16 protein-coding genes and 1 pseudogene are annotated in these 24,822 nt (G+C 34.5%); 5 read left to right on the top strand and 12 right to left on the bottom strand.

Going from position 1 to position 24,822, the window contains the following annotated elements:
* Positions 1-122: 122 nt before the first annotated feature.
* Both SAGCYANO_RS26450 and SAGCYANO_RS26445 read left to right on the top strand, forming a co-directional pair.
* A complete protein-coding gene (locus SAGCYANO_RS26450; RefSeq protein ID WP_202222806.1) occupies positions 123-395 on the top strand; it encodes a hypothetical protein in 273 nt (90 codons plus the stop codon).
* A 156-nt stretch (positions 396-551) separates the two neighbouring features.
* Positions 552-992: a hypothetical protein gene (locus SAGCYANO_RS26445; protein ID WP_202222805.1), complete on the top strand. Its 441-nt coding sequence runs from the start codon at positions 552-554 to the stop codon at positions 990-992.
* A gap of 671 nt (positions 993-1,663) precedes the next feature.
* Here SAGCYANO_RS26445 and SAGCYANO_RS26440 read toward each other — a convergent pair.
* Both SAGCYANO_RS26440 and SAGCYANO_RS26435 read right to left on the bottom strand, forming a co-directional pair.
* The gene (locus tag SAGCYANO_RS26440) at positions 1,664-3,724 is read right to left on the bottom strand and encodes a cation:proton antiporter (protein ID WP_237396711.1); all 2,061 of its coding nucleotides are present in this window, start codon (positions 3,722-3,724) and stop codon (positions 1,664-1,666) included.
* 812 nt (positions 3,725-4,536) lie between these two features.
* A complete protein-coding gene (locus SAGCYANO_RS26435; protein WP_237396710.1) occupies positions 4,537-6,615 on the bottom strand; it encodes a cation:proton antiporter in 2,079 nt (692 codons plus the stop codon).
* Between the two features lie 1,785 nt (positions 6,616-8,400).
* Here SAGCYANO_RS26435 and SAGCYANO_RS26425 point away from each other — a divergent pair.
* Positions 8,401-9,483, top strand: coding sequence for a formylglycine-generating enzyme family protein (locus SAGCYANO_RS26425; RefSeq protein ID WP_375339999.1), 1,083 nt, complete (start codon positions 8,401-8,403; stop codon positions 9,481-9,483).
* A gap of 904 nt (positions 9,484-10,387) precedes the next feature.
* Here SAGCYANO_RS26425 and SAGCYANO_RS26420 read toward each other — a convergent pair.
* On the bottom strand, positions 10,388-10,591 hold the full coding sequence (locus SAGCYANO_RS26420) for a hypothetical protein (RefSeq protein ID WP_202222804.1): 204 nt from the start codon (positions 10,589-10,591) through the stop codon (positions 10,388-10,390).
* Between the two features lie 123 nt (positions 10,592-10,714).
* On the opposite strand from SAGCYANO_RS26420, the gene SAGCYANO_RS26415 reads away from it, so the two are divergent.
* Positions 10,715-11,023: a hypothetical protein gene (locus SAGCYANO_RS26415; protein ID WP_202222803.1), complete on the top strand. Its 309-nt coding sequence runs from the start codon at positions 10,715-10,717 to the stop codon at positions 11,021-11,023.
* Between the two features lie 116 nt (positions 11,024-11,139).
* On the opposite strand, the gene SAGCYANO_RS26410 is transcribed toward SAGCYANO_RS26415, so the two are convergent.
* The 7 genes from SAGCYANO_RS26410 to SAGCYANO_RS48075 all read right to left on the bottom strand — a co-directional run bounded on the left by SAGCYANO_RS26410 (position 11,140) and on the right by SAGCYANO_RS48075 (position 21,270).
* On the bottom strand, positions 11,140-12,033 hold the full coding sequence (locus SAGCYANO_RS26410; RefSeq protein ID WP_202222802.1) for a hypothetical protein: 894 nt from the start codon (positions 12,031-12,033) through the stop codon (positions 11,140-11,142).
* 368 nt (positions 12,034-12,401) lie between these two features.
* The gene (locus SAGCYANO_RS26405) at positions 12,402-13,751 is read right to left on the bottom strand and encodes a transposase (protein WP_237396709.1); all 1,350 of its coding nucleotides are present in this window, start codon (positions 13,749-13,751) and stop codon (positions 12,402-12,404) included.
* Between the two features lie 623 nt (positions 13,752-14,374).
* Positions 14,375-15,991: a cyclic peptide export ABC transporter gene (locus SAGCYANO_RS26400; RefSeq protein ID WP_202222801.1), complete on the bottom strand. Its 1,617-nt coding sequence runs from the start codon at positions 15,989-15,991 to the stop codon at positions 14,375-14,377.
* A gap of 391 nt (positions 15,992-16,382) precedes the next feature.
* A complete protein-coding gene (locus tag SAGCYANO_RS50690; RefSeq protein WP_375340002.1) occupies positions 16,383-17,249 on the bottom strand; it encodes a WD40 repeat domain-containing protein in 867 nt (288 codons plus the stop codon).
* Between the two features lie 2 nt (positions 17,250-17,251).
* Positions 17,252-20,029, bottom strand: coding sequence for a WD40 repeat domain-containing protein (locus tag SAGCYANO_RS26390; protein ID WP_202222800.1), 2,778 nt, complete (start codon positions 20,027-20,029; stop codon positions 17,252-17,254).
* Positions 20,030-20,845: 816 nt separating this feature from the next.
* Positions 20,846-20,968 carry a hypothetical protein gene (locus SAGCYANO_RS48080; protein ID WP_255502711.1) on the bottom strand — a complete coding sequence of 41 codons (123 nt, stop codon included), beginning with the start codon at positions 20,966-20,968 and terminating at the stop codon, positions 20,846-20,848.
* A 170-nt stretch (positions 20,969-21,138) separates the two neighbouring features.
* Positions 21,139-21,270 carry a hypothetical protein gene (locus tag SAGCYANO_RS48075; protein ID WP_255502710.1) on the bottom strand — a complete coding sequence of 44 codons (132 nt, stop codon included), beginning with the start codon at positions 21,268-21,270 and terminating at the stop codon, positions 21,139-21,141.
* Positions 21,271-21,874: 604 nt separating this feature from the next.
* Here SAGCYANO_RS48075 and SAGCYANO_RS26385 point away from each other — a divergent pair.
* A complete protein-coding gene (locus SAGCYANO_RS26385; protein ID WP_202222799.1) occupies positions 21,875-22,687 on the top strand; it encodes a SnoaL-like polyketide cyclase in 813 nt (270 codons plus the stop codon).
* Positions 22,688-22,723: 36 nt separating this feature from the next.
* Here the strand turns inward: SAGCYANO_RS26385 and SAGCYANO_RS26380 are convergent, their stop codons facing one another.
* Together SAGCYANO_RS26380 and SAGCYANO_RS26375 are read right to left on the bottom strand one after the other, a co-directional pair.
* The gene (locus SAGCYANO_RS26380; RefSeq protein ID WP_202222798.1) at positions 22,724-23,944 is read right to left on the bottom strand and encodes an RNA-guided endonuclease TnpB family protein; all 1,221 of its coding nucleotides are present in this window, start codon (positions 23,942-23,944) and stop codon (positions 22,724-22,726) included.
* A gap of 504 nt (positions 23,945-24,448) precedes the next feature.
* Positions 24,449-24,822, bottom strand: a pseudogene (locus tag SAGCYANO_RS26375) (ribosome biogenesis GTPase YlqF); the annotation flags it as partial.

Below are 24,822 nucleotides of genomic sequence, written 5' to 3'. Positions count from 1 at the left end.
CTAGGATGCTTTTAGATTTTATGTTTTTTGTTAAGGGTTCCCTTTGACAAATTCTATTACTATTAACTTAGCGATCGCGAGATGATTTGCAGATGTGCCCTCAGCAAAATTAGTCTTTAATTATGTCTTTTTATGTAGAAACATCTGATTTTTTTGTCAACATCTGCCGAAGGCCAAATGGTCAATTAATTTATATTCGTGGGCAAAAAAATCGTCCTGAAAATGCTATTAAGATACCTGTAATAACTGAAGAGGGAACTGGATATGTTGCTGAAGACGGAAATACTACCTATCTTGTAACAGGTGCTACTTTAAGTATTGCAGAAAATGGTAGGACTATCAATGAAGAACAAGTAACATACATGTGTAGTGAATTTTCTGAAAAAGTATGTTAATAGAGGTAGTAGCTCTATTGATTTTTATTTCCAGAAAGTTTAACTTACTTCCCTTGCCAGAGATGCTTTTTATTTAATTAGAAAAATTTAATAATTAAATTTTGCTTTTATGTTGTATCATGTAAGCCATTAATTTATTTATCGGAGGACTAAACTGTGAATTTTGTTAAGACTAATCAACAGCTCTTAAAGTTAGGACTGTTAACAATGACTACATTCTTTTTATATACATTTTCAGCAAAAGTTCTAGCATATAGCAACAATCTAGAAACAGAACAAGGAACTATATTATTAGCTGAACTGCCCCGGAATAATCGGCGTATTTGTCTTCAACGTGGAGACAACTGGTCTGAAGTAAATTATTTTGAATCCAAGAACTATTTTGCTAACATTTGTCGTCTACCAAATGGTCAATTAATGTTAATTGCAGGTAGAAAATCTAATCCGAATCAAGTTTTAGAGTTACCTGTAGAATTTGATCGAGGATATGCTGCAATTGATGGTAATAAAACTTTCAGAGTGAATGATGGTTCTTTTAGTCTAGCAATCAATGGTATGGTCGTGAAGAGAGAAGAAATTACTTATCAAGAACAATAAAACGAGGTATTGTTTATTTGTGATTGAAGCAAAAATTAAAAATCATATCTTAGAGTAATTACTTCCTCAATTCATTATGGTAAATTAATACAAATAAATCTAATATATTTCAAGCATTTATTCTTAATAAAGTTAAAATTTTGAAGTCTAAATACATATAAATAGGATAAGGTTTACTTTTGCAGCTATTTGATATATCACTGTAATGGAATCTAGCTGATTTTCTGAATCGGCTAGATACTGTATTAATATCTTGAATAAACTTCCAGCAATTAATATTACTCACATTAATCTGGGAGTTTGAGCTAATACAAATGCTTGTCAATCTAATTACCCTACAAAATGAGTAAAAAAAACTTTGACTAAAATGCTAAATATTGTGAGTTCGTCATAAATTACTTCTCAAAAGTCAAATTTTCAGTTAAATATTAAGCATAAATACTTACTGAATTATTGACTCCTATTGACCACTATAATTTTCTTCTTAATTCTTACTTCTTAATTCTTAATGCATGACTTTTGACTTTTGACTTTTGACTTATATTTTTATGCTGCATTTTGTCGTGCGGAATGTAGGTTTAATCTCCCCCACTTCCCTACTCCCCTACTGTAGAAAAGTTTTTAAGAAATGGTAGTACTTCTTCCCTCTTCCTTCTTCCTTCTTCCTTAACTTAAGAATGAGGTTCACCAAACAACACTAAAGAACAATTTAACTCTTTCAAAACCTCATTAGTCACATCACTAACAGCCAAACCACCAGCAGTACGGCGACGCATAGAACGCAAAATAACTAAATCAAAAGACCTAGCCATTCTAACAATTACTTGAGCAACATTATCATTGGCAATAACTTTGATTTTCAATTTAACCTCAGATTCATCAACAGAAATAATCTCTGAAAGTTTAGACTTAAATTCATCAATTTGTTCTGGAGAACTAATACTAGAACATATATGTAATAAAGTCACATAAGCTTGATTAGTATCAGCAAAAAGTTGCGCAAAACGTACAGTTCGTAATGCTTGAGGAGTAATATTTTTTACTGGTACTAAAATTTTATGAATATCAATCGGATCATCCAGTAATCTTGTCACTGCTACCGGACAATGAGAAGACCAAAAAACACTATCAATAATACTTCCAAATAAACGTGCCCGTAAACCACTTTGTTGACTCCAACCCAGAATAATTAAACTAGCATTTTTTTCTCTAGCAGTGCAGCTTATTCCTTGAGAAATATCATTATAAATTCGTAGTTCTGGTTGAGCTTCAACATTAAATTGTTGAGTAATTTCTTGGGTTCGTTTTAGCTGTCGTTCGCTATGGTGAATTGCTGTACTTAAAACTGGTTCATCCAAATGAAAATTAGCTTTAACAATTGATAAAGGAACAACTAATCCAGACTCATGTTTGGCTAACATTGCTCCCATTTCTAGCAAATAATTTTCAGTTACAGGATTATATATAGAAACTAAAACAGTAAACTTATGTTCATCACTTTCTGCCTCCAATTCTTGTTCGTGAGTTTCCCACCAAATTCCTGATTTATTACCACCATTAAATAGACTCAAAGGTTGGGATAATAAGGGAGCAAATCTGGCTGTAGTTAAAGGTCCGAGTATAGAAGTTACTAACATTAAAACAATTACGCCATTGAAAAATGGTTCTGTTAATATTCCTTCCTGAAGACCAACTAAAGCTTCGACCAAAGTAGCAGCAACATGAGGCAAAGTTAGAGACCACATTGTCAAAGTTTCTGGAAAATTATAGTTGTATAATCGTTGAGCTAATAAAGCTGCAATAAATTTACTAATAATTACTCCAACAATAATAGCTAAAGTCATTACAAATTCGGAAGTTATTGTTGAAACAAAAGCCGGAACATCTAAAATTAATCCCATATCTACAAAGAAAAAAGGAATAAACAATGTACTGCCAATAAATTCCACTTTTTCCTTAACAGGACCATTTCCCACAACTTCATTCACAGCAATACCAGCTAGGAAAGCTCCAACAATAATATCAACATGAATTATTTGTGCTTCTACACTAGCAATAAATACAACTAACATTATGAATAAAAATTGATTTCCCTCTTCGTCCCCAGTCCGACGGAAATATTGTTCCCCTAACCATTTAAAACCAAATAAAACAACTACTGCATAAATAGCCAATTCTCCTAACTGAATAATCAGACTAACAACAGAAAATTCTCCCGCATTAACCGACACACAAATTGCCAGAACTAATAAAGCAGCAATATCAGTAAATATTGTCGCCCCAATAGTCACAGTAACCGCTTCATTAGCAACTACACCTAATCTATTAACAATGGGATAACCTAAAAGAGTATGAGGTGCAAATAGAGAACCAATTAAAATCGAAGCATTCCAGCCAAAACCAAAAATTCTACCAACTAAAATACCTGCAATAATAGGGATAAAAAAAGTGATAAAGCCAAAACCAATGGAGCGATTTCTAGTTTTATTAAATTGTCCTAAATCAATTTCTAAAGCTATGACAAACATCAGATATATTTTGCCAATATCTGATAGTAACTTCATAGTTTCTGTTTCACTATTGAGAAGCTGTAAACCATGAGGACCTAGTACGACTCCTCCTACTAATAATCCCACTAAACCAGGTAGTCGGAGACGTTCAAAAATTGGTGGAATGGTTAAAATAACCAGTAGAAGAATAGTGAAGGCAACAATTGGAGTATTGGGCAGCAACTTAATTACCTCTGATTAAAATTTTCATTATATTAGCAAACCGTTCTACATTTTGCACAAAAATTTAAGTTAGTCCGTTCAGCTTACAAATCATCTCTTAATCCTATACTTAGGTAACACTTAAGTTATTCAGTAATTAACACTGGTATTATTACCTTTTTACTAATAATTAGCAAATTAATGCTAATTACTCTTATTTTTACCGAATAATTAAGGTTTAAAATCTCTCCTTTAAAGGAGAAAAAGGAAAAAAAATTCACGCTCCGCGTTAATCCTCCCCTTGAAAAGAAGAGGTAATATCATGTCTGATTGAACAGTTATAAATAAACTACTCAGAATTCTGAATTCAGAATTTCCTACGGAATGCTCCGCAAACAGAATTCAGGAGGGAAGAAAGAAGAAAATAAGGAGAAAGTTTTTTTATCACTAATTATCCGGACATGATATAATTATTAATTATTAATTGTTTACCGAAAAATTAAGGTATAAAGCCTCTCCATTCATGGAGAAAAAAGCGGTTGAGGGATGGATGGGTTTCCTCACCATATCCAATCGACCAAGAGAAGAAAGAAATTCCTTTTAACCCAATCCTCTTCTTTTCAAGGAAAGTTCATTAATTGATAATTGATAATGGATAATTGATAATTACCTCTGGTGAAAACCGTTACGGAATTGAATATAAGGAAATATTATTTCTTTTTTCCCCTTAAAAGGGAGGCTTTAAACCAGAATTATTTAATTATTAATTATTAATTATTCGGTAATTCTAAATTCTAAATTCTAAATTCTAAATTCTTGAATATTCCCTAAAACTAAGAATAAGGTTCTCCAAATATAACAACTGAACAAGTAATTTCTGACAAAACTTTAGTAGTAACATCACTAACAGATAATCCTGCCGCAGTACGTCGTCGCATCGAACGTAATACTACTAATTGATATGATTTTGCTGCCTTACTAATTACAGGAGCAACATCATCATAACGAATAATTTTAATTCTCGACTTTACCTCGTTTTTTCCCTGAGAAATAAGCTGAGAAAGTTGGGAATGAAACTTAGTAATTTGTTCCTTAGAAGTCTGGCGATCGCATACATGAAGTAGAGTTACAGAAGCTTGATTAGCATCAGCAAAAAGTTGAGCAAAACGTACAGTTCTTAATGCTTGGGGAGTAATATTTTTAACTGGTACTAAAATCCGATGAATATTAATCGGTTTTTCCAACAAACGTACCACAGCTACCGGGCAATGAGCAGACCAAAATACCCGGTCTATTATACTTCCAAATAAACGGGCTTTAATACCAGTAGTATCGTGCCAACCCATCACAATCAAACTAGAATTTTTTTCCCGTGCTGTACGACTAACACCTTTAGCAAAATCATCATAAATTCTGATTTCTGGAGTAGCATCAACTTCAAAACTTTGGCTAATTTCTAAAACAGAATCTAACCTTTCACTACTCTGTTGTAAAGCCAAATTTAACTCAGGAGCATCCATATTTAGATAACCTTTTACTATAGATAAAGGAATCATTAAACCACCCTCATGCTTTGCCAACATTACTGCCATTTCAATTAAATATTTTGTTTGTTCTGGAGAAAAATATACAGGCACTAATACAACAAACTTATGATTAAAAATTCCATCAACCCTCTCCGTAAAACTATCTGGAACTTGCTGATGAGTTTCCCACCAAATCAAAGAATTATCCGACGAAAAATCCACCTCGGGCACAGAAATTTTACTCGCAAACCTAGCAGTCAAAATCGGACCTAAAATGGATGTCACTAACATCAAAAAAATTACACTATTAAATATTACCTCCGGCAAAATTCCTACTTGCAAACCCACCAATGCAGCAGCCAAAGTAGCAGCCACCTGTGGCATAGATAAAGACCACATACTCATCGTTTCATGCCAATTATATTTATAAATCTTTTTTGCCAAAAACGCAGCCAAAAATTTACTCCCAAGCAAACCCAAAATAATAGATAAAGTTAATTCAAAACTAGTCAAAAAAGTATTTACAAAAGCCGACATATCCAGCAATAATCCCATATCAACAAAAAAACAAGGAATAAATAAAACACTCCCAACAAACTCTATTTTTTCCTTAACCGGACTTTTACCCACCACATCATTAATCGCTAAACCTGCCAGAAAAGCACCAACAATTTGATCGACATTAATCAATGTTGCACCCAAAGCAGCAATAAACACAACCAACAAAACAAACAAAAATTGATTACTTTCTTGATTAGTAGTTCGTCGGAAAAATTGCTTACCCACCCATTGAAAACCCCAAAGAATTATCCCCGCATAAATAGCCAAACTTCCCAATTGAATTGCCAAACTAATCACCGAAAAATTACCAGCATTAATCGACACACAAATTGCCAGAACTAATAAAGCAGCAATATCAGTAAAAATAGTCGCCCCAATAGTAACAGTAATTGCTTGATTTCCCACTACACCCAACTGCTGAACAATGGGATAACCTAAAAGAGTATGAGAAGCCAGTAAAGAACCTGTTAAAATTGCACCATTCCAACCCAAACCAAATATTTTGGCAATTAATGTACCAGTAATAAGTGGGAATAAAAATGTGGCAATGCCAAAACCAAGAGAGCGGTCTTGATTTTTTTTAAATTCTATTAAATCAATTTCTAATCCCGCGACAAACATCAGATAAACCTTACCAATATCTGATAATAACTTCATAGTTTCTGTTTCGGGATCGAGTAATTTTAATCCATCTCCACCTAAAACAATTCCTGCCACTAATAAACCCACTAATCCTGGAAGTCTGAGACGCTCAAATAGAGGTGGAAGAGTGAGAATTACTAATAAAAGAATCGTAAATGTAACAATCGGATTTTGTGAAAGCAACTTTGTTATCCCCTATTAACGAAGTAAGAAGTTAGAAGTCAGAAGTCAGAAGTTAACCCACCCCTAACTCCTCCCAGGAGGGGAAATAGGGGATTTAAACCCCACTCCAAAAATATTTCCCCTTAAAAGACGGGGTTTTAAACCCATATTATTTTGATAAAAAATATCCTATTATCTCTACTTTATAGTAAAGAGTAACAATTGAAGAAGGAAGAAGAAAGAAGGAAGAAGGAATAAGGAAGAAAGTAAACATTCAGCTATCAGCTATTGCTTTTAGTTTTAGATAAAAGCTTTACTAATTGTTGAAATCTCCTTTGTCTGTAGTAGAGCTTTAGCACATTAAATATTGATTTTATTACTCAAGTCCTACTACTAACTGGATACTGATAACTGATAACTGATAACTGAAAAAAGGGGGGTTGACAAAAAAACTTGACATGATATTATAAATATAATGGAAAAGGTGCGCTCATATATACTCAAATAAATTAGGCCAAAAAAACAATATTTCCCTAATTTAACAGCAAAATTAACTAGCTATCAGCTTTTATCAAAATAATTGGGTCGCGCAACCCCGCCTTTTAAGGCGAAATATTTTTGGAGACTTGCTCAAATCCCCGTTACAAAAATAACTTCTGACTTCGTTAAAGCTCTCGGTCATTTCAGTTATCAGTTAGCCTCCTGTGGTCGGAGCTACGCTATCAGTTAGCCTCCTCCGGAGGAACTGCGGACTTCAGTTATCAGTACCGACCACTAAAGACGGAGGCTTGAAATACTGAACTGAATATTCTTTCATCCCCTTAAAAGGGGACACTTTAGACCTCATGTTTTGGTGAAAATCCCCGGCTTCTTATTTCCTAACGGAATGTTCCATAAACGAGGGTGCCTCACAAAAAGTCTACTGAAAACTGACCGCTGACTGCTTCTTTAAATTACACAAAGCTAGGCAGTTTACAAAGAAATCTGATAACTGATAACTGATAACTGATAACTGATAACTGAAAAAAGGGGGGTTGACAAAAAAACTTGACATGATATTATAAATATAATGGAAAAGGTGCGCTCATATATACTCAAATAAATTAGGCCAAAAAAACAATATTTCCCTAACTTAACAGCAAAATTAACTAGCTATCAGCTTTTATCAAAATAATTGGGTCGCACAACCCCGCCTTTTAAGGCAAAATATTTTTGGAGGCTTGCTCAAATGCGTTACAAAAATAACTTCTGACTTAGTTAAAGCTCTGGGTAAAAATCCCCGGCTTCTTATCTCCTAACAGAATGTTACATAAACGAGGGTGTCCCACAAAAAGTATACTGAAAACTGACCGCTAACTACTTCTTTAAATTACACAAAGCTAGGCAGTTTACAAAGAAATTTGATAACTGAATAACTGAACAACTGATAACTGAAAAGTAATGATACAGTCTGGAAAAATTCTGAGACAACGATACAAAATAATAGACACTCTAGGAAGTCGAGGATTCGGAGATACCTACTTAGTGGGACTTACACATTTTCAGAACAGAAAAATGCTTGTTTGCGCAGCATGACCCAGGAAAAGTCAGTCTAGGCAAGGGAATTACGTCAAAACCCTAAAAATTGCTAGAACCCTTGCCAATAAAGGAATTATATCTTTTCCACGTAAAATCCTCTAGCTGTCTATATTTGAGGCTATTTTTTGCTGCTTTTTTGTGTAAGTCCCGTTAGCTGAAGATTTAGACTTACCAGGCAAACCAAAATGTGTAGTCAAACATCTATCACCCAAAAGCTCAGACCCAGGAGTGTTAGCTATTGCCCAAAGATTATTTGAAACAGAAGCAGAAACCCTATACAAACGAGGCAAAGACTCAGACCAAATACCAAAACTATTTGCCCATTTTCAAGAAGGAACAGTATTAGCAGTTCCTTCTCCTCAACAACAACCTCTACCCATACTAAAACCCACACCCATACCAATGACAAAACCAGCAAAAACAATATTGGCATCTGCCTCTACTAAAAATATTTCCATTCAAAAATTTAAGACTGTGACAGTAAATACCAGAGGAGAAATAATCAGTCGCCGTCAACATCAAGCAGAAGTAATGACAGAAAACCTCGGTAATGGAGTCACCCTAGAAATGGTAAAAATTCCCGCAGGTAGATTTCTCATGGGGTCTCCAGAGACAGAAGCAAAGAGAAGGGATAGTGAAAGTCCACAACATTATGTAGATGTACCAGAATTTTTCATGGGAAAGTATCTAGTCACTCAAGCACAGTGGCAAGCAGTTATGGGAAAAAAGAATTTTTGGCAGGTGATTATGAGAACTAGAAATGAAAATAATCCTTCTAGGTTTAAAGGTACAAACCGTCCTGTAGAAAGAGTAAGTTGGAACAACGCCACAAAATTTTGTCAGAAACTCTCGCAAATAACAGGTAAAAAATATAGTTTACCAACTGAGAGTCAGTGGGAATATGCTTGTCGAGCTAGAACTTCCACACCATTTTATTTTGGCAAAACTATAACGTCTGAGTTAGCTAACTTTAATGGCAACTATACTTATGCTGATGAACCGGAAGGAAAATATCGTCAAGAAACAACAGATGTGGGAATTTTTCCACCCAATAGTTTTGGTTTATACGATATGCACGGCAATGTCTGGGAATGGTGTGCTGATGATTGGCACGATAACTATGAAGGTGCACCTACAGATGGAAGTGTTTGGTTAGATGGAAATGATTCTTATCCTCTGCTGCGGGGCGGTTCCTGGATCAGCTATCCTTATTACTGCCGTTCCGCGTATCGCAGCTACGACGTTAGGCGCGACGACCTCGGCAACTATATTGGTTTTCGTATTGTGTGTTCAGGCGGGATAACTCTGTAGCCCTTTTCTCTTTTCCTCTTTTGCCCCTTTAGTCTATTTTTCTTTTTTCTTTCCCTCTCCTGGAGCGGGAAAATTTTTTTTAGAGTGGGAGAAGTCAGGGCAAGACAAGGATTTTGCCACGGATGCACAGATGATTAATCTGATTCTGCATTCTGTGAAGCACCAAAAAAAACGGCAGGATATTCCCCTTGCATCCCTAAAAAAATCATGGTAGTATGTAATCATTGGGGGTCGTTCGTACCTACACATGACTTTTTATTCAACGCAAAAACAGCATTTTACAAGTGAGTAGTATATATAGAGACTCAAAAGCGTACGCCAACAATCACATCAGAAGCCAAAATCATTGTGTGAAGCACCAAAAGAAAAGATTTCTCCCATAGAGACTTTGATAAATAAACTCACAGAGCGATCGCTACCATCACAAACCAATCACTCATTCTGTGAAGCACCAAAAAAATAGGCAGGATATTCCCCTTGCATCCCTAAAAAAATCATAGTAGTATGTAATTATTGGGGGTTGCTCGTACCTACACATGACTTTTTATTCAACATAAAAACAGCATTTAATAAACTAAGTATATATAGAGACTCAAAAGCGTACGCCGATAATCACATCAGAAGCCAAAATCATTGTGTGAAGCACCAAAAGAAAAGATTTCTCCCATAGAGACTTTGATAAATAAACTCACAGAGCGATCGCTGCCATCACAAACCAATTATTCATTCTGTGAAGCACCAAAAAAAACGGCAGGATATTCCCCTTGCATCCCTAAAAAAATCATAGTAGTATGTAATTATTGGGGTTAGCTCGTACCTACGCATGACTTTTTATTCAACATAAAAACAGCATTTAATAAACTAAGTATATATAGAGACTCAAAAGCGTACGCCAACAATCACATCAGAAGCCAAAATCATTGTGTGAAGCACCAAAAGAAAAGATTTCTCCCATAGAGACTTTAATAAATAAACTCACAGAGCGATCGCTACCATCACAAACCAATAACTCATTCTGTGAAGCACCAAAACCGTAGTAATATCCCCTTGCATCGGGAAAAAAATCATAGTAGTATGTAATTATTGGGGGTTGCTCGTACCTACGCATGACTTTTTATTCAACGCAAAAGCAAGATAGAGATTTTGCCACAGATGTACGGATGATTTGTAAGCTAGTAGAAGCGATAGAACTCCGTTCCGCTGTCGCGATCGCTTAAATATATTTCATTCTGTGAAGCACCAAAGAAGAAAATTAACGACAGACAAGAATTTTGCCACAAATGCAAGAATTAGAAAATCTGCATTTTGTGGAGCTACAAAAAAGTCGGCGATGGAAGGAAAAATACCTTGCATCGGGAAAAAAATCATAGTAGTATGTAATTATTGGGGGTTGCTCGTACCTACGCATGACTTTTTATTCAACAGCAAAACAGCATTTTATCAACTAAGCATATATATAGAGACTCAAAAGCGATCGCCAACAATTAAAGGAGAAAAAAAGTGGTCGAGGGATGACGAGGTCTCAGAGTCATATCCATGAGACCACATATCCAATCGACCAAGAGAAGAAAAAATTTTCCCTACCGCATCAATCCTCTTCTTTTCAAGGAGATGTATTTATTAATTATTAATTATTAATTATTAATTATTAATTGTTCAAACTTCCTCAGCCGCTTGCAAAATCAAACGACGAGCAACAGTTTGAGTACCAGTATGTTCAAAATAATTAGTAGTCAAATCAAGAAAAGCCGCCAAATAATCCAACTTATCATCAGCAATGTCAACAAAACCTTGTAAATGATCGATAATCATTTGAGGGTCTAATCCTTGCGATGAAACTAAATTACTCATCCAACCCCTAACCGAATCAAAACTATTACCAATAAAATCAAGCTTACCCTGGGTACTATCACCAGGAATCAAATTATTTACCTTCTGAAACAAAGGATTTTGTTGCAAACCAGCAGAACTCATTCCCCCAATAATATCTCCCACGCGATCGACAAAATCAGGTCCCAAAGGAATCAACCCATCAAAACACACCAAAGCAACCATTCGCATCAAAGAAGGTCCACTATATTCTTCTGCCAAAGCTGCCGAAAAATCTCCTAAACTTTCTCTAGTTGGCATTCCATTTAATTTGCAGAAAGCAACCAACTCACCCACCACCTTAATCGCTAAATCAACTGCCTGAGTTTTATCTGCTGATGGGGTTAATTTATTCAGGAAACTGAGGAAAGAGATTTTTTCACCAATTTTGTTGGCCATTGCTGCGGCACCCATAGCAGCATCAGCTTTATCCAGGGTTTGGTAGGCCCAGATAGCGCCCTGATAACCTTGAGATTCGTCATTATATATCCACAAAGCACGCTCACTGATTTTTTGAATCCTTTCTAAGTCTTCTTCGCCAGTTACTTTACGAACAGTATTTCTAAAACCTACTAAATTGTTCCATTCTCCAGGTACGATGAAATCTAGAGCGCGTAATGCTGAAACTGTAATCCCACCATTGGGTAGGTCATCTACTAATGTGATAATTGAATTGTTCATAATTTATTTGTCTGTGTTAATTTTTTCTCCATTACAATTTATCTTGGTTCCGGAGACGATATTTCTATCTTATTTGCATTGAGCAAATCTTCCGATAAGTAGTTCAAATACAATAATTCTACTTTTACTATTCCTACAAGAGTTTATAAAGTAAAGGAAAATATCATTCTGTGAAGCACTAGAAAAAATCGGCGGCGCAGGGAGATTTTCCCTTGCATCCTCAAAAAAATTGTGATACTGTGTATTTAATGGGAGTTCTTCGTACCCATGCATGACTATTTATTCAACACAAAAACAGCATTTTACAAGCTAAGTATATATAAGGACTCAAAAGCGATCGCCAACAATACAGTAAGGTTAGAAAAAAATTATTCCATGAAGCATCCAAAGAAAAGATTTCTGCCATAGAGACTTTGAGCATTGACATCCTCCCGACGCTGCACTTGCGTGACAGCGCGGGATTCCCTAGCATTGCTGTTAGGGGCTTTCTGCCTCATAGCACCCGCCCTCCGAGTAATCTCTTCAGGTCTTACAGTCGCTCCGCAGACTGACACTGCGAGTCCCGCAGCCTTCTTGGTGGGCGTTCCCTTGCGTCTGACGCCGACGCGGGTTCCCATCCGCAAAATATTTATTGCAGCGTTAAGATCACGATCATGGTGAGCTGCACATTCTGGGCATTCCCACTCTCTAATATTTAGAGGTAATTTCTCCAATACATGACCACAATTAGAACAACGCTTAGAACTGGGAAAATATCTATCAATTTTGATTAATTCCCGTCCATACCATTTAGCCTTATAATCTAATTGCCTGACTAACTCGGACCAATTAGCATCACTTATTGCCCTAGCTAACTTATGGTTTTTGACCATATTTTTTACTGCTAAATCCTCAACCACAACAGTTTGATTTTCTCTGATTAGTTGAGTGGTCAGCTTATGGGTGTAGTCAAGTCTTGAATCTTTAATTCGGGCGTGTATCTTAGCTACTTTCAGCCTGGCTTTGTAATAGTTATTAGAACCCTTAGTTTTTCTAGATAGGGACTTTTGAGCTAATCTCAGTTTTTTGTGTAGCTTCTGAAGATTCTTTGGGTTCTCTACCTTTTCTCCATCACTGGTAGTTAATAGCCTAGTGATTCCTAAGTCAATACCTACTTGTTTGGTTACTGGCTTGAGAGTTAAATCTCTGGTGTCATTAACTCTCAAAGATACAGACCACCTACCACAAGGGTCAAGTTTAACCGTTATCGTAGTTGGCACACAACCCTTAGGCAATTGTCTACTCCACCTAATAGGCAATGGCTCTGGACACTTAGCTAGGTAGACTTGACCATCTTTCCACTTAAAAGCAGATTTTGTAAACTCTGCACTACCACCATTGCGTTTTTTCTTAAAGTTGGGGTATTTGGCGCGTCCACTAAAAAAGTTCGTGTTTGCGCAGCATTCCGAAGGAAAAGCAGTTTGCAAATGTCTCAAACCTTGCTGCAATGGAACACTGCTGACTTCTTTTAGAAAATCTAGGTCATCCTGTTTTTTCCAGGAGGTAAGCATAGCTGAAGTCTGAGCAAATCCTACTCGCTCTTGGAGTTTATACCAAGCTTGAGTTCTAGCAGCTAAGGCTTTGTTGTAGATTAGTCGAACACAGCCCAAAGTCCTCCGTAACAAGCTTTCTTGTTCTGGAGTAGGATAGAACCTGAATTTGTACGCCTTTTCAACCATCTGCTGTTAGCCGATTAACTTTTCATAGTTTAACACATTGTGCGTAAGATATCAACATTGATTGTTTTTCCCATACGACGCTCCCGACGAGGAGAGCGCGGGTCTTCAACCAACGTTGAGATCAAATCACACCGCGATCGCCACCATCATCAACCGAGTTGTCATTGTGTTAAGCACTAAAAAAATCGGCGGCGCAGGGAGATTTTCCCTTGAATCCTCAAAAAAATTGTGATACTGTGTATTTAATGGGGGTTGTTCGTACCTACGCATGACTTTTTATTCAACTTAAAAATTCTAATTTTATTTGACAAATACTCTTTAAAACCTACCACCTAAGGGCGTAATTCTTAAACTGTAATCCCACCATTGGGTAGGTCATCTACTAATGTGATAATTGAATTGTTCATAATTTATTTGTGTGTGTTAATTTTTTCTCCATTACAATTTATCTTCGTTCCGGAGACGATATTCCTATCCTCATTTGCAATGTTATGAAGTCAACTTCAAGAAACCTTTATAAAAGCTGGATAGCATCCAACTTTTATAAATAATAGTTTCGATTCAACTGCTTAAAGATATTTATTCATCTGTCACAATTTTAGTCTTTTTTAAGGTAAATATGATTAATTAATAACTTTTCCTTTTTCAAGTTTGATAATTCGGTCTGCTAGAGCGAAATATTGATCATCATGGCTAATTACCAGTATAGTTTTGCCTCGCCTCTTTAATTCTGGTAGCAGTTCAGTATAGAAAATTTTCTTAAATTTATAATCTTGCTCGGAAGCCCATTCATCGAATAAATATATTGGTCTGTCTTCGAGATAAGCAACTAATAAAGCAAGGCGTTTACGCTGTCCAGTTGATAGATCCATATTAGATAGAACACCGTTTTTTACTTTAACCTTGTCGTCTAATTGTAGTTTTTCTAAATAAAAGTTTATTTTGTTATCCAAGTCACATTTTTTTTCTATACTCGATAAAGGATAAAATAGATGGAAATCAGAAAAAATAGCAGAAAATTGTTGGCAATACCACTCTCTATTTTGAGAATCTATAAGATTATTATCTAGATAAATTTCCCCACTTTTAGGAGTGTAAAGTCCGGTAATTAATTTAGCGAGGGTAGATTTACCACTACCATTACCGCCAATAATAAAAACCAGTTCCCCTGGATAAAATGTCAAGTCAATCGGACCAATAATAGGTTTTTTTTCTTCAAGTTTTCTATCATATTCATGGGTGACACCGATGAATTTTAAACATTGCCAAGAAACCACTGATTCTAATAAATTGGGAGAGTGTTCTTGCTGGGAATTAACTGGTTCGGATAACTCTAAATCATCAATATTTTTTAGAGAAACTATAGTCTTACTTAATCTAGGAAGATAGCCAATCACATGTTCTAGAGGGGCCATAACATAAATAAAAACTAGAGTATAGTGAGATATAATAGCAGAATTGATACTAATTAATCTGGGCAGAGCAAATAGAAAGATACCAATGACAATAAAGAATAGTATCTGTCCCCAACTAATCATACCAGCAAAGATATTTTCACCACGAATATTATAATCTTTATAAGATACAGCAGTAGTTTCAAAATACTGTTTCAGAAATAATTTACATCGTTGATAATTTAGTTTGAGTTCTTTATTACCCTTAATTATGGTATGGAAGTGGCGAATTAGTTTATCTTTCTGCTCTCGAGCTAACTGAAAGCAGGACTCGGCTTTTTTCTTTAATAAGTAATAGCTACATAACCCTAAAATAAAAAGGCATAAACCAATCAAAAATACGGTAGGAGATAGCCAAATAACATAGATTCCACAACCGAATAAAATGGCAATGTCAATCAAGACAATAGGAAGAATAGAAGTTGTGTCGGCGATCTTTTCAATATCTTCAGTAAAAGTAGCTAAAAGACGAGGTACTCCTATTTCTTCTAATTGACGTAGGGGAGATGCTAAAATTTTACGAACTAAATCCATTTGTAAATGGAAGGTAGAATCTTCTAAAAGAGAGATGAAAAAAAATCTAGAGGCAAAATTGGTAATAACTCGAAGGAGACAGAGACTTACAAAAAGCCAAGCCAGAGTAGTTGTTGATGAATAGCTCTGACTTAATGCGTTGTTGATTAAAATAATTAGACCTGTTGCACTAGCACCACTAAGGATACCTGACAATACTGCCAAAGCAAAATTTTTAGGGGAATAGCTGAGTAAAAGTTTAATAAGATTCATTGTGAGTTGTATTAGTTTTGATGGCTAATATTTTGAGTATATCTAAAGATTAAAATTATAGCTTGATACATATCTATTAAAACTGCTAAAACCGCTAAATCACGCAGGATAAATTACGTACTTGCTTACTGAATAATTAATAATTAATAATTAAATAATTCAGGTTTAAAGCCTCCCCTTTTAAAGGGAAAAAAGCGGTCGTTTGCGCAGCATTCCGTAGGATGGGATGGCGTTTGCTATCGCAAAGCTGCGCTAAAAGCGGAGCGGCTCTGATAAGAGCGGGTCTCCTCGCCATATCCAATCGACCAAGAGAAAAGAAAATATTCCTTATATTCAATCAAGAAAGGTTTTAACCAGAGGTAATTATCAATTATCCATTATCCATTATCAATTAATGAAAATTATATGCTCCTAATTCTTTTAAATTAGTAATAGTTGAATTTGACAAACCTGTTACTCCTGAAATATCAATATTTTCATAAGGTCTGTCACCCTGAAAATAATTAACTATTTTACCCGCATTAATATCCCAAACTTGAAAATTTTCTCTATCTCTACCTATAACTAAAAAATTGGAATATGAACTAAAAGCAAGAGACCAAATTGAGGAAAATTTTTCTTGTAATATTTCGATTAATTGACTATTTTTAACATCCCAAATATTTACAATTCCATCGTAAGTACCATAAGCAATAAATTTACCATCATAACTACAAGCCATAGAAATAATTGGTTTACCAAATTTGCCTAAAGTCTCAATACATTCTCCAGTAACTACATCCCAAAGTTTAACTATTCCAGTAGTTTGCCCACTAACTAAAATTAAGCCATTAAAATTAAATCTAATAATATAAGAAGCTTTTTCTTGTATAGTTCTCTGACATTCCCCAGTTACTATATCCCAAAATTTAATAATTGAATGACCGCCACAACTTGCAATTGTTTTTCCATCAGGACTAAAAGCAACAGAAAGTATCGGGCGAGAATGACCGTAGAAAGTTTTTAAACATTCTCCTGTTTGAGAACTCCAAATTTTTACAGTTCTGTCGCTACTACCACTAACTATTTTTGTACTATCTGGGCTAAAAGCAATCGACCAGATACTATCATTATGTCCTTGTAATATTTTGTGAGATATTTGATGATTAGTAATTTCCTGAATATTATTTTTAGTAAAGTTATCTATCTGCCAAACTCGGATAATATTATTTCTATTACCAACATTTGCACAAGCTATAAATTTTTCATCAGGACTAATAATTAATGAAGAAAGCCAATCTTTATGTTCAAAAAAGTAGATAGAAATTGATTAGTATTTACATCCCAAAATTTAATTGTATGTTGACTGCCACTAACAATGATTTGACTTTTATTAGTAAATACAACTGAATGAACAAAATCTGCACGACCCTGTAAAGTTTTCAGACATTTACCTGTAGTTATATCCCAGATTTTTACTGTTCTATCAACACTTGCGGTGGCTAATATATTTTGACTACCAAAAGTTATAGCGTTAATTTCTGAAAGATGTCCTTCTAAACTTTGTAAAAATAAACCTGTCTGAATATTCCATACTTTAACAATTTTTTCTCCACTACCAGTCGCCAAATTTTCACCATTAATACTAATATCAATCAAGGAAATATGATAGCTCTGAGATTTGAATGTATTTAAACATTTACAATTATGTATATCCCAAATTTTTACAGTTTTATTTTCTAAACTAGAAGCTAAAATCTGATTATTATCGATAATCTTGACTGATAAAATTACGCCACTGTTCGTGTTAAAACTATTGGTAACTGTTTTTGTGTTGATATCCCACAAATAAACCACACCATTTTCACAACCAAAAGTTAAAAGACCTGTTTTAGAGGAAAGACTTAAGGCAGAAATACGACTCTCTGATTCAATCAATATATTTGAATTACCAGTTTCGAAATTCCAAGATATTATTTGTTTTTCTGAGTAACCAAATAACTGACTTCCATCGAAATTAAAAACAATATTTTTGACTATTTGATTGTTCGGTGAATTTAAAGTAAAAATACATTTTCCTGTAGCAACATCCCAGATTTTTATATTTCTATCTCTACTAGAACTAGCTATTTTTTGACTATCGGGACTAAAAGTAATAGAATCAACTATAGTTGTATGTTCTTGATGTTTAAAAATTTGTCTATTTTCTTGCCATTTCCACAAACAAACCTCACCATCAATACTTCCCGTAACTAAAAATTCTCCACTCGGACTAAAAGCCAGACTAAAAATAATACCAAAGGTATCAGTGAAAGTTGTTTTGGCAAAATTACTATTCGTAAAATTAACATTGTTTAAAGTTATCCCCTGTAAATTTCCTTGGCAAATACTTAGATAGGAGAAATCTTTGTCACTGATTTTTACAGATAAATTAGATAGTATATTCAGAATATTTCCCCCAACATATCCAGTAAAAGATGTAGACTTTTTGCGGAAGCGATCGAGCATTTTCATCAAATAACTCTCAATTTCCTCCTTACTACCTAAAGTCATTTCTAAACGTTCAATAATTGGTGTAATAATTAGACGTTTTTGTATTTCTTGAATATAATCCGATGCCGTAGCTTTGAGCAAAGCATGACTTTGAAATAGTAAAATTTCACCACAGATAATTTCGTGAGATATTCTTTCAATTAAATTTATAGTTACATATTCCATAACTACTGGTTGTAGAGAAAATTTCGAGCTATTGTGAATATCATCTCTAGTTTTTTCAATTAGGGAACGACGATGTAATGAATCTAATATTTCTAGTAAACTAAATTGATTAATCGATCTTAATTCCAGAGTTGATTCATTCTTACGTTCAAACTTAGGTAACAATAAATCATCTTTTAATTCAGTTATAGCCACAGCATCTCTATTGATAGCCAACCAATATAATACAGATTTTTCTAATTGTGATAAATGCTGAAATTGTCGATTAATAAGATTACAAATATCACCAAATACCGTTGTACTTTGAGCCAGAAAATCATCAACATTACCATCGAATAAATCCAATATAGTAGTTGCGATAACTTTAATATATAAAGGATTACCACCATAATTATTAATCAACTCTTGTAAATCTGAATCTCTAGCATCAACAATTCCTTTAGCTTTAAAAATTTCCTTGATTTCTGAAATACCCAAACCGCTAATTTGTAATGAACGAACAGGTAACTCTTTACCTTCAATAGCAGCAATTTCCTTTGGCTTCTCTCTAGAAGTAATTAGCAAACAACTTTGATGATTTGTTTCCCCTACTTTTTGAAAAAAATCACCATAACCCTCATATCCTGCCAGATAATTACCAGCATAATTACCCTCCGAAAAAATAGCATCAACATTATCCAAAATTAATAAACAACGTCGATTTTTCAGATATCCAATTAACTTATTAATTATCAGAGTAATATCTTTCCCTAAATCTGTTTCTTCTCCATTAGATAAAACCTGTAATAAATTAGTAATAATTTCTAAAAGTGGTGGTGCATTCCGTAAAGAAAACCAAATTGAACACTCAAAATATTGACTCAAATTTTGAGTAACTTTCGCGGATAAAGTAGTTTTCCCAATTCCACCAATTCCAATTAATGTAATCAAACGACAACCATCATCTACAACCCATTCTTTGAGTATATTTAACTCTTCAGAACGACCATAAAAAATCGAAACATCTGGAGCTTCATCACAAAAATAATTATTTCGTTTATTATCCCTTGGTTTTTCAACCTTATTATTTACTACATCTAATTTTGTATAATCACTAAGATTTAACTCCAAAGCAAAACCACGAAAAAACCGCTCTAAAGTACGTTTATCAACACCAACTTCTCGACGTAAAACCTTAGAAATAGTCGTCGGATCGAGTCTAGTTATTTCACTCAAATTTTCAATAGTATAAGGTTTGACAGAATTTTCTTTACTTTCTTGAATTTGTTGAGCATTATTTAGTTTATGCCATCCCTCATTTGTCAGAATCACTCCTCGTTTACCTCTGCTTCGTCCAGCCATAGTAGAATTACCTATTACTTACCTCTTATTCTTCCTAATCATAAAGATCGTCAATCTGGAAGTTATGGATTTTTATGGAAGTTTTATATTTTTATTGAATTTTTTATTGACTAAAAAACGAGGTCTCAAGCCTTCCCTTTTAACAGGGTGAAAAAAAAATTCTATTCAGTATTTTAAACCTTCGACTAATGCCAATCTGATAAGTATTTACTACAAATAGTTAGGGTACTTATTAGGAATTAATTAACCCCTAATTCCTCCCAATATAGCAAGTCATGGGTCAAGAATAAGGAGTCTAAATAAATAGGTTTTATATATTTTTCGTATTTTCAATCATCTTTATTTGTCAAATACAAATTTTATATAAAACCTTTTAATAGTGCTTATTACTTGTAATACTTTTTTTCAAAATGGTATAAAACCAGAGCTACTGATAACTGATAACTGTTAACGTTTGCGTAGCATTCCGTAGGAAAGTTCCTCTGAAAGAGGCTAACTGAAATGACCAAACTTTTGTCACAAAAATATTAAATTGTTAGGGTTCATAAAATTTTATGCTGAAATATACAAATAATTTTTATAACTTCCCGAACTTCCCTGGTGTTAATAATTAACAGATGCAATCATACTTACAGATGGAATTACAAAGAGATGCAAATTTTCCAGTTAATAGTTATTTTTGCAATCTACTTTATCTGTATTAACTGGTATTGGTGAAATCAGGTATTAAATTTCTATCAGAATCAGATGAATAGTCAGGAAAAAACTGTTTTAACTACTGACTATTAACTACTAAAAACTAAAAATTTTTTCCAGTTAATAGTTATTTTGGCAATCTATTTCTATTTCTGTATTAACTGGTATTGGTGACATAAAGTATGAAATTTCTATCAGAATCAGATGAATAGTCAGGAAAAAAACTGTTTTAACTACTGACAACTAAAAATTTTTTCCAGTTAATGACTATTTTGGCAATCTATTTCTATTTCTGTATTAACTGGTATTGGTGAAATCAGGTATTAAATTTCTATCAGAATCAGATGAATAGTCAGGAAAAAAACTGTTTTAACCACTGACTACTGACTACTGACAACTAAAAATTTTTCCAGTTAATGATTATTTTGCCAATCTATTTCTGTATTAACTGGTATTGGTGACATAAAGTATGAAATTTCTATCACAATCAGATGAATAGTCAGGAAAAAAAACTGTTTTAACCACTGACTACTGACTACTGACAACTAAAAATTTTTTCCAGTTAATGATTATTTTGCCAATCTATTTCTGTATTAACTGGTATTAGTGACATAAAGTATGAAATTTCTATCAGAATCAGATGAATAGTCAGGAAAAACTGTTTTAGCTACTGACAACTAAAAATATTTTCCAGTTAATGATTATTTTGGCAATCTATTTCTGTATTAACTGGTCTTGGTGAAATCAGGTATGAAATTTCTATCAGAATCAGATGAATAGTCAGGAAAAAAACTGTTTTAACTACTGACTATTAACTACTAACTACTGTACGGGCAATTCGTGACCCTACTAAAAATAATACAATCATTCACCAACACCAATTAACTAATAGTTAACCAATAGATAATTGATAATTAATCAATTCAGCTTTATTGCCTCTTTTTACCAATAGCGAAATTGATAATTTACAATTGATAATTAGAAATAGCTTTTATTAATCAATAATTGAGATTTTCGTGATATTTTTCATTATCAATTTGAAAAAAATCCCTATATTCAATTCCGTTACAGTTTTAATGAGAGGTAATTATCAATTATTCATTATTCATTATCCATTATCCATTATCAATTAATGAAACGAGGTACATAATGACTCAAATTAACACCGATAATCTACCATTATGGGTTCAAGATAGAGAGAAAGTATTACAATCCAGTCAGAATGTAAAATGGCGTAATGGAGCAGCACCAAATTACACTACTTCTACTAAAAATCTAGCCAAAGAAAGTAAATATAACCACCCAGAAAACTCTCTTGAATCAATTGTACAAAACTTAGTAAGAACATTCGATATTGAAGCAAATTTCAAAACAAATCCTCAAGACTGGTTAACTGTAGTTCAAGATAAATTCCGTATGAGTACAAACGGTGGAACTAATTATCAATTACAAGATTTAATCAACTCAGGTACTTACAAATTATTGATAGGTAATACTCAACATTACAAAGCCTCAGAAGAAAGTTTTGAGACTTCCACAAATCTCTTTCATACAGCATTTCCCGAAGGTTTTTTATGGGAAGTCGTAGAAGTTTACTCTCCACCACCAACAATTGTTGTTAAATGGAGACATTGGGGACATTTTCGAGGAAATTATAAAGATTATGTTTCCACAGGAGAGACAATTGAAGTTATTGGAATAAGTATTGTCAAAGTTGATGAGGATTTAAAGATTCTTTCATTAGAACACTATTATGACAATACAAAATTTTTAGATAGTCTAACATCCGGTGGTAAAGCTATTGCTGAAAAGCAACAAAAATCATCTGGAGGAACACAAACTTCTAATCCCTTACAACAGAAATTTATGGGTTTTATCAAAAACTTTTTGCCGTTGAAAAAAAATCAAAAAGTCTCTAATTCACCAGTAAGTCGCTGTCCTTTTGCAGCTTTTATGCATTGACATCCTCCCCTGCCTAAAGGCGAGTGGATTCCCACATCACTGCGGGACTTTCCTCTTTCCTCGAGTCGGCTTACTTGCCTGAGTTTCCTCAACCAAGCAGAGGTCGTTCTCTCCAGAGGCGTGACTTTCCCTGTGCCCCAGGGTAGTTGCTAATTCTCTTAATGCTGATTGGAGTATATTGATAGCTGCATTCTCGTCCCTGTCGGCAACATAACCACAGTGTGGACATTGATGAGTCCTAGTGCTGAGGGTCTTCACAACTTTCTCACCGCAACTTGAACAATTTACAGAAGTATATGCAGGTTCTACTGTTACTACAGGCACACCATAGACTCTGCCAAAATACTCCAACCATTCTCTAAACCTGTACCATGCTGCATCTGCTATGGACTTCGCTAACTTATGGTTTTTCATCATGTTACGCACTTTCAGGTTTTCTATCGCTACCAAATCGTTAGATTGTATGACGCGCTGCGCTAATTTAACTGCCCAGTCGTTACGTCTGCGTGAAACCTTTAGATGCGCTCTACCTAACCTATTCCTAGCTTTACTCCTATTTTGACTACCCTTTTGAGTACGAGAAAGGCGACGTTGTAGTTTCTTGATTTTACGTTCACCTTGTCTCAAAAATCTCGGATTATCTACTTTTTCACCAGCTGAGTCAGTGTAGAAATGATTTAAACCTAAGTCTATTCCTAACTGAGTTCCTGTAAGATTTTTCTTCTCCTCTCTAGTATGGTCGATTGAGAATTGAGCATAGTAGCCATCATACCTTCTGACAACTCTGACTCGTTTGATTTGATTGATTTGATAGAAATGAAGGTTTCGACTACCCCAAAGCTTAAAAGTACCTGCTTTGAAGCCATCAGTAAAAGTTAAATAGCGTCTATCTTCTGATAGTTTCCATCCGCTAGTTTTGTATTCTACTGAGTCTCTAATTTGGTATTTTTTAAACTTGGGAAAACCCTTCTTACCAGCAACATTAGCTTTACAGTTTTGATAGAATCTTTCTATTGCTGCCCATGCTCTCTCAGCATGAGCTTGTCTTGCCATGGAGTTAAGTTGCTTGGCCCAGGGAAATTTAGGATTGTGTGCTAGTTTTGTGCAGTATTTGTAGGCATCGTTACGACTTTTAACTTCTCTGTCTATCCATGCTCGGATAATGCTATTGCGCACAAATCGACCAGTCCTAATGGCTGAGTCTAGCTGATTATACTGGCCTTGTGTGCCTTGCAACTTCATTTCATAGATGAGCATAGAAATGTTTTATCTTTTAATGCTACGATAAAAATGTAGCACACAGTTCAGCATATCTGCAACTAATATATACATTAAAAAGTCCCCCTCAAAGGGGGAGGCACCTACCCCAATTTTCCGGTAATATTGTTTCTAGTAGGGCTAAAGCCCTATCTAAGACTTGCTGATTAACTTTCAAAGCCTTTATCTGTAAATATTTTAGCCTCTTTAGAGTAAAAATATGATTGTGTAGATTGGAAAAACTGGAGTATTTTTCAATCGTAAGCATTCAGCTGTCAGCCATCAGCTATCAGCTATTACTTTTAATTTAGGATAAAAGCTTTATTAATTGTCTGACTACAAAAGTTGCCTCCCTTGCTCTTAAAGTCAGTTGTTAATTTAAACACTGTCCTTAAGAAGAAGGTCTTGTTGCTGAAGGCCACAGTTCCTCCGTAGGAGGCTAGCTGACAGCGAGCTAGCTGAATGCTTGCTTTCAATCTTTTTCCCATATTGCCTCTGTAGCTTTTAACTTTTAACTTTTGACTTTTGACTTGCCCTTGGTGGTAACTCCAAAGATATTTGCCCTAATAAACCCTTACGAAAATCATCCAAAATACGTCTAGCAGTACGCTCAACATCTCCTTGATAAAGTTGATTTGCCACCTCATGTAAATAACCTTCACCTGTATAATTATTAACTTTTAACCCATAACGAGACTCTAAACAAGAAGCAGAAAACAAACCATTACTATCAACCTCTAAAGACATCAACAAATCAATCAAACTAGCAACAATTCGCTGATTATCATAAGCAGCATCGCCAATATCCTCACAAATAGCCAACTTAATCGCATCTTCTGGATTTTTAATCCTACTAGGAATTACCCCAGGAGCATCCA

This window comes from Okeania sp. KiyG1 (assembly GCF_014132355.1).
Classification (GTDB): Bacteria; Cyanobacteriota; Cyanobacteriia; order Cyanobacteriales; family Microcoleaceae; genus Okeania.
The sequence above is the reverse complement of the archived record's forward strand: the minus strand, read 5'-3'. Positions and strand labels throughout refer to the sequence as shown.

Excerpts from the sequence above, each read along its gene's own strand:
- SAGCYANO_RS26450 (WP_202222806.1), top strand. The coding sequence starts at position 123 with ATGTCTTTTTATGTAGAAACATCTGATTTTTTTGTCAACATCTGCCGA.
- SAGCYANO_RS26420 (WP_202222804.1), bottom strand. The coding sequence starts at position 10,591 with ATGCGTAGGTACGAGCAACCCCCAATAATTACATACTACTATGATTTT.
- SAGCYANO_RS26410 (WP_202222802.1), bottom strand. The coding sequence starts at position 12,033 with ATGAACAATTCAATTATCACATTAGTAGATGACCTACCCAATGGTGGG.
- SAGCYANO_RS26405 (WP_237396709.1), bottom strand. The coding sequence starts at position 13,751 with ATGGTTGAAAAGGCGTACAAATTCAGGTTCTATCCTACTCCAGAACAA.
- SAGCYANO_RS26400 (WP_202222801.1), bottom strand. The coding sequence starts at position 15,991 with ATGAATCTTATTAAACTTTTACTCAGCTATTCCCCTAAAAATTTTGCT.
- SAGCYANO_RS26390 (WP_202222800.1), bottom strand. The coding sequence starts at position 20,029 with ATGGCTGGACGAAGCAGAGGTAAACGAGGAGTGATTCTGACAAATGAG.
- SAGCYANO_RS26385 (WP_202222799.1), top strand. The coding sequence starts at position 21,875 with ATGACTCAAATTAACACCGATAATCTACCATTATGGGTTCAAGATAGA.
- SAGCYANO_RS26380 (WP_202222798.1), bottom strand. The coding sequence starts at position 23,944 with ATGCTCATCTATGAAATGAAGTTGCAAGGCACACAAGGCCAGTATAAT.